Genomic DNA, 13393 nt, shown 5'->3' with positions numbered 1-13393 from the left:
CAATGATGGATTTGGGATTGCTTTTGATTCGCGTGGTAATCGGGTTGTTGTTTATCGGGCACGGCGCGCAGAAACTGTTCGGCTGGTTCGGCGGCTATGGCCCGAAAGGCACGGGCGGCTGGCTGGAATCGGTCGGCATTAAGCCGGGCGTTCCGATGGCTGTCGCAGCCGGACTGATGGAATTGGTCGGCGGCCTCCTGTTCGGAGCCGGACTGTTCGTTGAAGTCGGTGCCGTGCTGATCGCGCTGGCTATGCTCGGCGCCATCGTGAAGGTGCATGGCAAGAACGGCATTTGGTCCACCGCGAACGGCTACGAGTACCCGCTGGTGCTTCTTGTCGTCGTCATTGGCGTCGCATTGATCGGCGCAGGCGACTACGCGCTGAATTAAGAAGGCATTCAACTGCTTTTGTCGAACTTGGAACAGACTGCAAACACGTTAGACGTTACGTAATCGAGCATCAATAGCATCGGCCTGACTTGGCCATACTCAAACTAGGAGGGAATTCTAATGACACATCAAACAGCCGGTATTCACCATATTACTTCTTTCGTTCGCCACCCGCAGGACAACGTGGACTTCTATGCAGGGATTCTCGGCCTGCGCCTTGTGAAAAAAACGATCAACTTCGATGCACCGGACGTCTATCACCTCTACTTCGGCAATGAAATCGGCGGACCCGGTACCGTTATGACATTCTTTCCTTCCGAAGGCGCTCGAATCGGCAAAGTGGGCGGCGGCCAAGTCGGCTACACGACGTTTGCCGTTCCGACAGGCGCGCTCCCTTTCTGGGAAGCACGGCTGACCGCATTCGGCGTCGCCTTCGAGCGGACGCAGCGCTTCGGCGAGACCTACCTGCAATTCACGGACCGCGACGGTCTACAGCTCGAGCTTGTCGAGCGCGAGGAAGGCACGCAGAGCGAATGGTCGTTTGGCGGCATTTCGGTGGAGCAGGCTATTAAAGGGTTCGGCGGCGCGATTCTGTACAGCGTGAAACCGGCGCAAACCCAGTCCACGCTCGTCGATGTCCTCGGCCTCGAGAAAGTCGGAGAAGAAAACGGCCTCGTTCGTTACCGCGCTGCCGGCGACATCGGCAACGTTATCGACGTGAATGCCGAACCGATGCCTTGGGGTGCCGGCGGAGCCGGAACCGTGCATCATATCGCTTGGCGCGCGGCCAGCTACGAGGATCATGTCAAATGGCGCGATCACGTCATCGAGCAAGGTTTCCATTCGACGGACATCATCGACCGCCAATACTTCAACGCGATTTATTTCCGCGAGCAAGGCGGCATCTTGTTCGAAATCGCGACCGACGCTCCCGGCTTCCAGCGCGATGAACCGTTCGAGACGCTCGGCGGCAAACTGATGCTGCCTTCGTGGTACGAACCGCAGCGCGACCTGATCGAGCAAAATCTGTTTCCGATCGAGGTTCGGGTATTGGAGGCTGACGGACAATGAAACATATCTTCCAACCCGGTACCGATTCCCACGCACCCGTGCTGCTGATGCTGCACGGTACGGGCGGCGACGAGCATGATTTGCTCCCGCTGGCCAAGCTGCTCTCCCCCTCTTCCGCCGTTCTGAGCGTAAGAGGGAACGTGCTGGAGAACGGGATGCCCCGCTTCTTCCGCAGGCTGGCCGAGGGAATCTTCGATGAAGAGGACCTGCGCTTCAGAACGAAGGAGCTGTATGCATTTCTGGACGAAGCCGCTTCGAAGTACGGCTTCAGCCGCGATAATGTCGTCGCTGTCGGCTACTCCAATGGAGCCAATATCGCGGGAAGCCTGTTATTCCATTATTCCGATGCGCTTCAAGGCGCCGTTCTTCATCATCCCATGGTACCGCTGCGCAACCTCGCGCTGCCGGATCTGACGAACGTGCCCGTATTCATCGGTGCCGGGACGAACGATCCGATCTGCACGGCATCCGAGACCGAGGAGCTGACTTCCCTTCTTCAAGGCGCCGGAGCTGACGTAACCGTGCATTGGGAGCAAAACGGGCATCGACTGTCGTCTACCGAGGTGAATGAAGCCGCGACCTGGTTCGCGTCTGCTTTCACGGAATAAAACCGCGGGAGGGAAGCGCATGATCGCCATCGATCCGTCGAGCCGAAGCGAACGGGACAACTATAAATTCATGACCGGCAGCATCATTCCGCGGCCCATCGCTTGGGTCACGACGATGTCCCCTGCGGGAATCGTCAATGCGGCGCCGTTCAGCTACTTCAACATCGTGACGTCCAACCCCCCGATGATCTCGGTGTCCGTGCAGCGCAAGAATGGGGCGATGAAGGATACGGCCCGCAATGCGGAAGCACTTGGCGAATTCGTCGTTCAGATCGCGGATGAGCATAACGTCGAATCGGTCAATCGGACGGCTGCCAATCTCGGGCCGGAAGAAAGCGAGGCGGACACCTTCGGTTTGGCGCTTGCGCAGAGCGAGGTCGTCCGGGTTCCCGGTCTTGCCGATGCAGCCGTGCGGATGGAGTGCTCGGTCGAAAGGATCTTGACGCTTGGTGGAACGGCCGATACGCCCGCCTGCGATCTCTTGATCGGCCGGATCGTCCGATTCCATATCGACGAGCGCATCTACGACGAGCGAGGCCATGTCGACGCCGAAGGCCTTCGCCCCGTCAGCCGGCTGGCCGGCAACAATTATGCGAAGCTTGGCGGCACCTTTGAATTGGATCGTCCCTCGTGACGGGCCGCAGGAGCGGTTTCGTTTCAGGGGATAGAGGCTGAAAGCCCGCGATTACGCGGGCTTTTTGCTCGTCCAGGTTGCGGTTTGGCCGCATTCAAGGTACTATCGTAACATTGAGTACATAGCCTGCCCCTGACATTCGCATGAGAGGAAATGAATACACAGCCATGATTATTAAACCTAGAACACGCGGTTTTATTTGCACGACAGCGCATCCCGTCGGCTGCGCCGAACAGGTCCAGGAACAAGTGAATTACGTCAAAGAGCGTCCGGCTCTGCAAGGCCCGCGCAACGTGCTCGTGATCGGCGCTTCCGCCGGCTACGGACTTGCCGCCCGAATCGTGGCCGCATTCGGCGCAGGCGCCAATACCGTCGGTATCTATCGTGCCAGCGAAGGAAAACCCGGCCGGACCGCTTCCGCAGGCTGGTATAATTCGGCCGCATTCGAGAAGGCGGCTCAAGAAGCCGGCCTGAAATCGTTCAGCGTCACCGGCGATGCCTTCTCGGCAGAGACCAAGGAGAAAGCCGTCGAGCTTATCCGCCGGGAGCTCGGCAAGGTCGACCTCGTGGTGTACAGCGTCGCTTCGGCGCGCAGAACGGATCCTGCCACGGGAGAGACGTTCAACTCCGTACTGAAGCCGCTTGGCGGCACCTATACAAACAAAACCGTCAACTTCCACTCCGGCGAAGTCAGCCTGATTTCCATCGATCCTGCGAACGAGCAGGAAACGAAGGAGACGGTTGCCGTCATGGGCGGCGACGATTGGCAGCTGTGGATCGACGCGCTGCAAGCAGGCGGCGCGCTGGCGGACGGCGCGACGACGATCTCGTATTCCTATATCGGCTCCGAGATCACGAAGCCGATCTACCGCGAAGGAACGATCGGCCAAGCCAAGGATCACCTGGAAGCGACCGCGAAGCAGCTGAACGAACGGCTTGGCGCCGCCGGCGGCCGCGCGTTCGTCACGGTCAGCAAAGCGCTCGTGACGCAGTCCAGCTCCGCCATCCCTGTCGTGCCGCTGTACATCTCCGCGCTGTACAAGGTCATGAAGGAGAAAGGCATCCACGAGGGCTGCATCGAGCAGACGTACCGTCTGTTCTCCGAGCGCCTTTACGCCGGCGGCGAAGTGCCCGTCGACGCCGAAGGCCGCATCCGCATCGACGACTGGGAGCTGCGCGAAGACGTGCAGAGCGAAGTCGCGAAGCTGTGGGAAGCCGTCACGACTGAGAATATCGAGCAGCTGACGGACCTTGCCGGCTACCGGACGGAGTTTTTCCAGCTGTTCGGCTTCGAGACCGATGGCGTCGACTACGAAGCGGACGTCGATCCGATCGTCGAAGTTCCGAATGTTTATTGATTGAAGCGTGCATGAAGTGACGCTTGCAGATTGCTGAGAGAATGAACTGCATAAAGGCCGGGAACCTCTTGTGGAGGTGCCCGGTTTTTTTGAGCAGCTGAGCTGCGTACGCACTGGCGTATGAACTGAATTCTCTCAGTCCACGGTGGACGTTCCGCGGCGAATGAAATACTTGCCTGCGCCTATGACGACGCACAAAGTCTACGTTTCCCTGAAGCACACCTAGACGGAGACCGGCCATTGCCCTTGTTCCTGCAGCGCAACTGCAATACCCCTTGACCCACCTATTCTGAAACAATTTTCGTCATATTCAACAATTTCGAATGATTTGCTTTATTCAGCTGAAATTGATAGTAGTGCATGCTATACTGAGTTCAGACGAAGAACGTCCTTTCTAGCCGGATTCCGGCCAGAAGGACGTTTTTTTATTTTCAAGGAGGGATATAATTGAAACTTTCAGCATTCGAAGCTGCCCACGAACGATTCATTTCAAATCACGTCGATGAACGAACCGGAGAACGGCGAGGACGGCTTGTCCGCGGTCATCGCCATGCCGAGAAATTGCTGCTCGAGCAGGTGTGGTGGCCGCTGTTCGGCAGCTTTGAGCATCTGCATCCGGAGTACGAGGTCGCAGACTGGAATCGCAAATCGCAGTTTTTGGACTTCGCTTTCCTGCCTCCGAACGGACGATTCGGCATCGAGTGCGACGGATATCAGAGCCACGTGAAAGATATGGACCGCGAACGCTTCAGCTACGCGCTAAACAGGGATACCTATTTGACCGGCATGGGATGGAAGATGATTCACTTCTCGTTCGACGATGTGCAGAACCGACCAGAAATGTGCCGCATGCTGCTGCAGCTGGTGATTGGACCGCATATGCTGCGGGCCTTGGACGCTGATACAACAACATTGACTCCGATGGAAAAAGAAGTGCTTCGTTATGCCTGGAGGTTTGGAGCTTCGATTCGCACAACCGAAATCGCACGGCATTTCGATCTCAACTATCGAACTATACGCAAACCGTTGGAACGTCTGTCTTCGCTGCATTTACTCGAACCCGTCCGACGTGGCAGCTATGTTGTCGGTTATACTGCTACGGAGAAGGCGCTCGAATTTTTGCTCTAACATGGCATTGGATGATTATTTAAAGCTGATGTGCGGAGAATCAATGGTTTCGTTAAGTTGTTTGGGTTGAGCTGGGCCGGGTGGATTTCACTACGTTTGGTGGAGACCGCGGTTGTTTGTTGCAATCGGATGCGGCTGCTCAGTGCATTACCTGCCCCATCTTCGTATGAAAGTTGTATTTTGTACAACATTCAAGCCTAGTTTTCCTCGTTATTATAAGGAATTGTGTAGAACATACAACTTTCTAACCCAAAAACATGCTCAAACTCGCAATTCTGCTAAAATTCTTGCAGATTTTGCAACTTTCCAATGTTTTGATCTAAAAACCCACTAAATTCTTGTACTTTATGCAAAATCATAACTAACGTGATAATGTTCTGCTCTTACTCACGGTTCAAACTACCATAACTAGCAGCATCAATTTAAAAAATACAATGATGCCTGCGCATGCCGCGATCAGCGATCAATTTTTTCCTTTCAGCTGCGAACTCAAACCAAAAAGAGGAGCATCCCTCATCGGGATGCTCCTCTTTTCATTTAAACGTTCAGACAGCTGCTTTTCCATAGCAGTGCACTTCTCGATCCCGATGGCACTTATCCCACGGTTGCCGCTTGATGCAAGGCATCCTTTCGCGTCGCCTAACTCGCCCCTAAATCTCCCGCCTACAGCATGACCTTCTGTCCCGTACGCGCGCTCTCGACGGCCCCGAATACCATGGCTACGCTCTTGATGTTGTCCAGGCAGTCGGTCTCGGCCGGGCGGCCTTCTTCGAGCGCCGCGAACATCTCGTCGAGACAGCCCCAGTGACCTTCGCGGCCTTCCCAGCCCTGGTCGCCTTCGACCGGCAGCATCTCGCGCGTGAAGCCTTCCGCCTTCTCCGGATTCAGCTTCTCGCCGTACGGCATGGCGTGGCCGTCCCATTTGGCTCCGCCGCTGCTGCCGGTCAAGCGCCACTCCGACTCCCACGACGTGTTCAAGCCGTCCGCGCACCACGAACCGTTGTACGAGAAGACGGAGCCGTCGCTCATCTCGAAGATGCAGATGGCCGACGCATTACCCGCATACCATGATCCCGGCGGGTTGTATTCGTGGCAATAGACGGACACGGGATCCGCTCCCGTGATAAACCGCGCCTGATCGAACGTATGGATCGCCATGTCGATGATCAGCGGGTTGTCCATCGCGTCGCGGAAACCGCCGAAATGCGCCCCGAGGAAGAAGTCGGCGTGAATCGATCCGACCGTTCCGATCGCTTCGGATTCGACGATGCTTCGGAAGGCGCGAATTTGCTTCAGGTACCGCCGGTTCTGCATGACCGAATAACGTTTGCCCGTCGCTTGGCTGACTTCGACGATTTCCTGCGCATCCGCGAACGATTCCGCCATCGGTTTCTCGCCGAATACGTTGCAGCCCGCTTTCATCGCCGTCGTCGCGATAAGCTTATGGCTGGCCGGGATCGTGACGTCGAACACGAGATTGGCTCCCGTCGCCGCGAGCGCCGTGCTCAGATCCGTAAACGTCGGCACGTTCAGCCCTTTTCGCTCTGCCATCGCTTTCGCGCTGTCTTCGAAAATATCGACCAAGCCGACGATTTCCGCGTTCTCCCGCTGCAGGGCGTAGTCTACCCACGTATTCGCCATGCCGCCGCAGCCGGCGACAATAATTCGATGCGTCATGTTGTTCAAGCTCCTTTTTGGGAATAAATTCAAACATGAATCTCACGATTACGCCTGTCTAGCCGATCGGATTCGGTACGAAGTCGCCGCCGCGGCAGCGTTTCAAATAATTCAAGCCATGTACCTGGCCCGTCATTTCCAGCTCGTTCTTGTACACCGGATCATGCCAGCCCTCGATATCGATGCTGCCTGCGTAGCCCGCTTGGCGAAGGATGGAAATGATGTCCGTCCAGTTCGTGTCGCCGAAGCCCGGCGTCCGGTGCCAGACGAATTCGCGCGGGCCGTGAATGCCGTATTCTTTCACGATGTCCCAGGCGATCGTAGCGTCCTTGCCGTGTACGTTGAAAATCTTGCCGACCCATTTGCGAAGCTGCGGGATCGGATCGATCAGGCTGACCATCTGGTGGCAGGGCTCCCATTGCAGCCCGATGCTGTCGGACGGAACCGCGTTGAACATCATTTCCCAGGCCGTCGGATTGTGCGCGACGTTCCAGTCGCCATGGCTCCACGTGCCGCCCATGTCGCAGTTCTCGAATGCCAGCCGTACGCCGCGCGACTCTGCGCGCTTGGCAAGCTCGCCGAACACTTCGGCAAAACGCGGCATCGACTCGTCGATGCTGCCGGGCATGCGGCCCGTAAAGCCGTTGATCAGCTTCGTGCCGAACGCTTCCGCGGCGTCGATCAGACGCTCCCAGCTCGCCAGCGTGTCCGCGTTGTCTCCTGCGCCCGTAAGCGGGTTGCCGAATACGCCGATCGCCGATATGGGGATGTTATGCTCATCTACCGTTGCTCGGACCCGTTTGGCCAGCTCGTACAAATCCGTCGTGCCGGTCGACTGCCAGAACGTTAATGCGAACGACTCGAAGCCGTGCGGAATGATTTGCGGAATGATTTTATCTGCCGTTCCTCCGTTAACCAACGTGCCAATGCGTATGTTTTGCATATGCGAATGTCATCACCTTTCAGCGCTTTATCGAACTGACCTAATCGTACTGAAAGAATACCGTTGAGACTAGCATCGAAATTGTGATATATTCGTACAATCTTACGTTTCTCATTTGAAGAAAACGATGACAATGACGATATTCCCAGCCAGCATCGTAAAATCGTGCGTTTTGCCGAGGAGGAACCCCGTTGACGGTAAATCCGCTGAAAGAAAATACGTTCATTCCCGACCGCACTTTTCCCATTAACGTGTTCATGGTACCCGGCGAATTCGGTCGGCATTGGCATGACCATATCGAATGGATCTACGTCCGGAAAGGACAGGCGCGCATCCAGGTGGACGGTTCCTTCGAGCAGCTCGACCAGGGCGAGCTCGCCTTCGTCAATGCCAAGCAGCTGCACAGCGCCGTCAGGCTGGCGCCCGGCACGGAGCTCATCTGCATCGTCTTTAATGAAGCGCTTGTCCGAGGCAGCGGCCTTGACATTACCGAGCATCACTACTTCGTGCCCTATCTGAACCAGCCGATGAAATGGCCCACCTGGATGCGGACGGCCGCTCCTTACATCGAGGAGATGAACGCCGCTTTCTCCCGCCTGCTGGTCGAATTCACGAACAAGCAGCCCGGTTACGAGCTGCTCGTGAAGGCCGAGCTGCTGCGGATCTTCGGCCTCTACTTCCGGTATGCGGAGCAGAGCACCTTGCAATCTCCGACTCGGAGCCAGAAGCCCTATGATTTTTCGAACCTGCTCCAGACGCTGCGCGAGCGGTACCAGGAAACGGTCAGCGTCGGCGAAGCCGCGCGGATGGTCAATCTCAGCCCGAACCATTTTTGTAAAATTTTCAAGAGCGTTACCGGCAAGACGCTGATCGAATACATGCATATGCTGCGCGTTCAGGAAGCCGAACGGCTGCTGCTCGATACCGATTATCCCGTCACGGAGATCGCAAGCCTCGTCGGTTTCTCCAACATGACGTATTTCGGGCGCGTGTTCAAGAAAGTGCGGAGCAAAGCGCCTTCCGCGATTCGCAAAGGCCCGCTGCGGCCGCTGGCGGATGATTCGATCATGAATTAAAAGACGGATTGGCTACGACTAGGGGGGGACTTATATGGAGCTGCTGCACAGAATTACGGATCAGGATATCATGGGAGGAGATCCGGCTTTGCTCCCGGTCGTGAACCGTTATGCGTCACGCGGAATACTATTGGACGAGCAGGCGAATGTCGCGATGATGTACGTGTCCCGATCGGCGATTTACAAGCTCCCGGGCGGAGGCTTAGAGAATAAAGAAACGCCGGATGCGGCTTTCATGCGCGAAATACGAGAGGAAACCGGCTATGATGCCGACATCCTTCACTCGCTCGGCTATATTGAAGAACACAAAAAGCGGAATCATTATTTGCAGTTGTCCTATTGCTTCATCGCGAGAGCCAACCAAGCGTACGAGACGAATCTGACCGAGCACGAGAAGAAGCTCGGCCTGACCACCCGTTGGATGTCGCTGGAACTGGCGCTCGGCGCCATGAATGAACGGATTGCTTCCTGCACCGACTATTCGACGTCCTTCATGCTGCTTCGGGACAAGCTCATCCTCGACGCTGCCGCCGCGTGGCTGCTTGCGTCCTCGGAATTCGCATCGTCCGTGGGCGACAACGAAAGCAAATAATAAACGGTTGCGCCGGGCAGCGGCTGCGAATTCCGCCTGCGCGAGCGCCAACCGTTTTTTTGTTTACTGGCTGCCAGCCGGATTGCGCGATCCTGCCGGCACGATCCTATCCGCTTCGGATCACCGTCCCGTTGCCTCGAGCTTCACCGTGCGGCACGCAGCGATGCGTCCGCGCGAATCCGATGCGCCGACGTGCACGCGAAGAACGCCCTCGTACGGCGCGTACGCACGCGCGCGATAGTCGTACACGCCCGGCAGCGAAGCGCGCTCAAGCCCAATCGCGAATTCGCCTTCGCCGACGCCGAAGACCGGCGCCTCCGCATCGAACAGCGGCGCGACGCGGGCGCTCACGGACGCGGACGCATCCGGTTGTCCGCCCCGCATTACCCGCACGCGCAGGCATTCCGGGCCGGCCTCCACGAGCTCGATCGACCATTCGCTCTCTTGCGCCCCCGCAGGCGTTTCAATCCCCCGTAATTTGTACACGCCCGTGCCGAAGCCGTCCAGCTTCACGGCGAACGTCCCGTCTTCCCCTAGCGGCTGCGCCGGCTTGCCTGCAGCCGAAAGCGGTTCCGCCGACCCGCCCGCGAACCCGAGCCGGTCGGATATCGTCGCTTCGAACGCCACTTCTTCGCCGGTCCGATTGATAAATACGCATGCCGCGTGCTCGCCGTCCGTCAAGACGAAGCTTTCCGTCCCGACCGGCGCGCCGGCGAGCGGCTTGGCATAGCCGCGCCGGCCGAGCCATGCGAGCGCATGCTGCCACATTTGCGTGACGAGCGTCTCCTGCGCGTAGAAAATCCGCTGCAGGAACAGCCGGTTATACGATGACCGCACCCAAAGCACTTCGCCTTCGCCGTAACGCGCCTCCGCCGTACGGAAGCGCTTGGCCGGATCGGCGGGCGAGAACGAAGGCGCAAGCGCCGCGAACGGATCGCTCCAGCCTAATTCCGCATGGGCGGCCGCCGTGCGCAGCTGCTCGGCGTCGTCGAACAACACGAGCTTGCCGCCTTGGGCGACGAATCGCAGCAGCTTGTCCGCCGCATCCGTCCGGAGCGCTGATGCATACGGTACGATGACGCTGCCGATCGCGTCCGGTCCGTAGGAAACGCCGTCCGGCAAAGCGCCCAACTGCCGGTCGAGCGATTGATCGAACAGCGTCACGTAGGGAACATGCGCATCGATCGTCGCGCGGTGCAGCAGCGTCCATTCTTCCTGCCAGCCGTCCAACAGCAAGGCCGCTTCCGAATACAGGATGCCGAGAGCGGGCGCAAGCCTCGCCATGCCTGCCAGTTCCGGCTTCATCGCATCCAGCTCGGCCGCGAGCAGCCTCACTTCCTCCTGCGCCGGCGTACCGGCGACCTGCCAATTGCCATCGGGCAGATCGCCTTTCCATTGCACGAGGCCCGCATGCCAGATCCCCATGCCGAGGCATTCGTAGACGGCCCGTCGCACATCCTGCGGCGTGAACGAGTTGTTGACGACCTGCTCGCCGATCGGCGGGCTGACGCAGGCAAGCGCTTGCGAGGTCGCCGGCTTGCCGAGCGACGTGATGAATTGCAGGTACATGTGATTGAAGTCCGGTTTATGCGCATTAAACAAAATCTGACTCGTCGCCAATCCGTCCGAAACCGCGCTCATCCCGTATACCGACTGGCCCATTTCGGCATACGTGCGTTCATGGAACATGTCGCCGTGCAAGATCGCCAGCAGCGGATAAGGCGAATCCGATGCAAGGAACGTGATGTATTGCCGCTGGAAATATTCGCTGAGCGCGTCCATTCGGAAAGCATGCCAGTCGAGCCCGCGCGCCGAACGTTCGTCCCATGCTGCCGGGACGGCAGCTTCGAAGCCGTCGATGCCTTCGCCCCGATCGCCCCACGCCTCGCGCAGCGCCTGCACGGTGCCGTATTTGCGCGTCAGCCAGGCGCGGTAATGATCCTGCGCCGCAGCGGAATAATCGCTGTGCCGATCGGGAAACACGTAGGTCGGATACAGCATTTCGCCGCCCGTGACCCAATACGCCATGCGCTCGTGTTCGCCGAAGGCATCGACGAAACCGCGGACGAACGCGTCGATTTCCTCGTTGTACGCCGCGCATTCCGTGCCTGCCCATGGCTTATAATGGCCGTGCATCGAAGCCATGATCGGCTCGCCGTGCTGGTCCTTGACGGCAAGGTCTGGATGCGCTTCCAAATACCACTGCGGCAAATAAGGAAACAAGCCGTTGTTCCAAGCGCCGAGGCAAATATCGAACGATAAGCCCGTCGCCGCGAATTGCTCCCTGAACTGCCGCGCCCTTTCGCTTCCCATCTCGTACGGATCCCGCTGATTCCCTTCGGCATCCAGCTCCGGAATATAAATGACGTTGTTCGGACTGGAGCAGTTTACGCCTTCTTCTTCCATCTCCGCCAGTTCATCCCGGCCGTTGCCGCCGAAATAACCGAAATACGCCATCGGCCCCGACATCCTGCCGCGGGCCTCCGGCTGCAACAGCGCTCTCAATGCTTGATTCTTCTCCCCCATGCTGCACCTCCGACTTTCGTATCCCTGCTTGCGCGGCTTACGATTCTTTGGTTATTCGACGGCTTCGCGGATTTCCCTTGTCGCACAAGACGGCGAGTTCAAGAGGGAACGAGGCGCCTTCGACTCCAGGTTCAGCCAACGCTCGATTGCTTCACATGCTGACCGAACAGTTCAAGCGTACGATCACGTCAAACAGCGGAAATCCGGACATGCTGCCATGTCCGGACTCCCGCTGTTTATTCGAGCCGAGATCGATCGCGGCCTTGCTGGATGCAACTCCGATCCCGACCTCTTATTTCACATAGATCCGCGCGCGTTCCTGCCAGATCTCGCCCGGGGCCAGGCTGAACAGACCGATGTCGTCCGCCGGCAGTTCCGTGTTCGGCGCATTGACGAGGCTGATTTGCGGCTCCGGGCAGAAGAAGCCTTCCGTCGCGCCGTTATTCCAAATCATCCACTGCTTGTAAGACGTACCCGCGTCATACACGAGCGTCAAGCCGGCCTTCGTATCCGTCAGCTCCATCCGGTTGCGGCCGTTCTGCGGCCGGACCGTGTAATGGTTATCCAGCGCTTCGAAGAACGGGTAGACGCCTTCGCCCTTCATCAGCTGCTCGTTCGGCGACAGCGGCTGGAATTCGCCGGTCGGAAGCATCCGTTCGTTCAGGTGCCAGCGATCGCCCACCGTCAGCTTCAGACGGTAATCCTTCGCGGAATTGCCCGGTACGAACGGCGCATTGACCGACGTATGGAAGGCATACAGGCAAGGCAGCGATTCTTCCCCGTCGTTGATGACGGTGAATTGCTGCTCCAGCCCTTGTTCGCCGATCGCATAGCGCAGACGCAGCGTGAAGCGGAACGGCATATACTTGTACACGTCGCTTTGCTCGTCCACTTTCAGCGCGGCAACGACGTAGCTCTCCGTCGCGGTCGTGCCGAAATCTTCGACCGTGAACGTCTCGCTGTGCACGAAGCCGTGCAGATGGTTGCCCGTCTCCGGCTCGTTGACGGGGAACGCCAACGTCCGGCCGTTCCAAGGGAACTTGCCGTCCTCGAAACGGTTCGGAGGAAACAGCACGGGAATGCCGTGAATGAACGGACGCGCCTTGAACGATTCCATCTCGTCCTGCGTCGGCTCATGCAGGAACGCATAGCCGTTCTCCGCGTCGCGGAACGCGATCAGGTTCGCCCCGACTTCCGGAAGCAGGACCGCTTCGTAGCGACCGAACTTCAGGAATACGGCCGGCTCTCCCAAATAGGTATCTTTATAAGCTTGATTCATGCTCATGCGTCATTCGTCTCCTTTAATATAAGTGAACGATAATAGGGATAGCGAAACTATAATACCATTAATCGACCGTCGGATGAAACTGCCTGTCCCCTCCGGACAGCGA

At 57.9% G+C, this 13393-nt stretch carries 12 protein-coding genes; 8 read left to right on the top strand and 4 right to left on the bottom strand.

The features are described 5' to 3' along the window. The first annotated feature begins 2 nt into the window (after positions 1 to 2). The 6 genes from GT003_RS00885 (at position 3) to GT003_RS00860 (ending at position 5188) form a co-directional block, all read left to right on the top strand. A complete protein-coding gene (locus tag GT003_RS00885; protein WP_161693448.1) occupies positions 3 to 389 on the top strand; it encodes a DoxX family protein in 387 nt (128 codons plus the stop codon). A gap of 120 nt (positions 390 to 509) precedes the next feature. Next, the gene (locus GT003_RS00880; RefSeq protein ID WP_161693446.1) at positions 510 to 1460 is read left to right on the top strand and encodes a ring-cleaving dioxygenase; all 951 of its coding nucleotides are present in this window, start codon (positions 510 to 512) and stop codon (positions 1458 to 1460) included. Then, entirely contained in the window at positions 1457 to 2068 is a 612-nt protein-coding gene (locus GT003_RS00875; RefSeq protein ID WP_161693444.1) for an alpha/beta hydrolase, read from the top strand. The genes GT003_RS00880 and GT003_RS00875 overlap by 4 nt, the downstream gene beginning before the upstream one ends. A gap of 19 nt (positions 2069 to 2087) precedes the next feature. Further along, entirely contained in the window at positions 2088 to 2702 is a 615-nt protein-coding gene (locus GT003_RS00870; RefSeq protein WP_161693442.1) for a flavin reductase family protein, read from the top strand. 167 nt (positions 2703 to 2869) lie between these two features. Then, the gene (gene fabV / locus GT003_RS00865) at positions 2870 to 4060 is read left to right on the top strand and encodes an enoyl-ACP reductase FabV (RefSeq protein WP_161693440.1); all 1191 of its coding nucleotides are present in this window, start codon (positions 2870 to 2872) and stop codon (positions 4058 to 4060) included. Between the two features lie 447 nt (positions 4061 to 4507). Further along, on the top strand, positions 4508 to 5188 hold the full coding sequence (locus GT003_RS00860) for a hypothetical protein (RefSeq protein ID WP_170312089.1): 681 nt from the start codon (positions 4508 to 4510) through the stop codon (positions 5186 to 5188). Positions 5189 to 5851: 663 nt separating this feature from the next. Here the strand turns inward: GT003_RS00860 and GT003_RS00855 are convergent. Together GT003_RS00855 and GT003_RS00850 are read right to left on the bottom strand one after the other, a co-directional pair. Continuing rightward, on the bottom strand, positions 5852 to 6865 hold the full coding sequence (locus tag GT003_RS00855) for a Gfo/Idh/MocA family protein (protein ID WP_161693438.1): 1014 nt from the start codon (positions 6863 to 6865) through the stop codon (positions 5852 to 5854). A 58-nt stretch (positions 6866 to 6923) separates the two neighbouring features. Further along, positions 6924 to 7808, bottom strand: coding sequence for a sugar phosphate isomerase/epimerase family protein (locus GT003_RS00850; RefSeq protein ID WP_161693436.1), 885 nt, complete (start codon positions 7806 to 7808; stop codon positions 6924 to 6926). Between the two features lie 191 nt (positions 7809 to 7999). Here GT003_RS00850 and GT003_RS00845 point away from each other — a divergent pair, with 191 nt between their 5' ends. Together GT003_RS00845 and GT003_RS00840 are read left to right on the top strand one after the other, a co-directional pair. Next, entirely contained in the window at positions 8000 to 8884 is an 885-nt protein-coding gene (locus GT003_RS00845; RefSeq protein WP_161693434.1) for a helix-turn-helix domain-containing protein, read from the top strand. A gap of 34 nt (positions 8885 to 8918) precedes the next feature. Further along, complete coding sequence (locus GT003_RS00840; protein WP_161693432.1) at positions 8919 to 9476, top strand: NUDIX hydrolase; 558 nt, start codon at positions 8919 to 8921, stop codon at positions 9474 to 9476. A gap of 120 nt (positions 9477 to 9596) precedes the next feature. Here the strand turns inward: GT003_RS00840 and GT003_RS00835 are convergent, their stop codons facing one another. Together GT003_RS00835 and GT003_RS00830 are read right to left on the bottom strand one after the other, a co-directional pair. Continuing rightward, positions 9597 to 12002 (bottom strand): beta-galactosidase, encoded by a 2406-nt coding sequence (locus GT003_RS00835; protein WP_161693430.1) that lies wholly within the window; start codon positions 12000 to 12002, stop codon positions 9597 to 9599. A 292-nt stretch (positions 12003 to 12294) separates the two neighbouring features. Continuing rightward, positions 12295 to 13287: an aldose 1-epimerase gene (locus GT003_RS00830; protein WP_161693428.1), complete on the bottom strand. Its 993-nt coding sequence runs from the start codon at positions 13285 to 13287 to the stop codon at positions 12295 to 12297. Positions 13288 to 13393 lie beyond the last annotated feature (106 nt).

Origin of the sequence: Paenibacillus sacheonensis, assembly GCF_009909195.1 — a bacterium.
Lineage (GTDB): Bacteria > Bacillota > Bacilli > Paenibacillales > Paenibacillaceae > Paenibacillus_Z > Paenibacillus_Z sacheonensis.
The sequence above is the reverse complement of the archived record's forward strand: the minus strand, read 5'-3'. Positions and strand labels throughout refer to the sequence as shown.

Bases quoted from the DNA above. Each gene is read 5' to 3' on its own strand.
- GT003_RS00885 (WP_161693448.1), top strand. From the start codon at position 3: ATGATGGATTTGGGATTGCTTTTGATTCGCGTGGTAATCGGGTTGTTG.
- GT003_RS00880 (WP_161693446.1), top strand. From the start codon at position 510: ATGACACATCAAACAGCCGGTATTCACCATATTACTTCTTTCGTTCGC.
- GT003_RS00875 (WP_161693444.1), top strand. From the start codon at position 1,457: ATGAAACATATCTTCCAACCCGGTACCGATTCCCACGCACCCGTGCTG.
- GT003_RS00870 (WP_161693442.1), top strand. From the start codon at position 2,088: ATGATCGCCATCGATCCGTCGAGCCGAAGCGAACGGGACAACTATAAA.
- fabV (WP_161693440.1), top strand. From the start codon at position 2,870: ATGATTATTAAACCTAGAACACGCGGTTTTATTTGCACGACAGCGCAT.
- GT003_RS00855 (WP_161693438.1), bottom strand. From the start codon at position 6,865: ATGACGCATCGAATTATTGTCGCCGGCTGCGGCGGCATGGCGAATACG.
- GT003_RS00850 (WP_161693436.1), bottom strand. From the start codon at position 7,808: ATGCAAAACATACGCATTGGCACGTTGGTTAACGGAGGAACGGCAGAT.
- GT003_RS00840 (WP_161693432.1), top strand. From the start codon at position 8,919: ATGGAGCTGCTGCACAGAATTACGGATCAGGATATCATGGGAGGAGAT.
- GT003_RS00835 (WP_161693430.1), bottom strand. From the start codon at position 12,002: ATGGGGGAGAAGAATCAAGCATTGAGAGCGCTGTTGCAGCCGGAGGCC.
- GT003_RS00830 (WP_161693428.1), bottom strand. From the start codon at position 13,287: ATGAGCATGAATCAAGCTTATAAAGATACCTATTTGGGAGAGCCGGCC.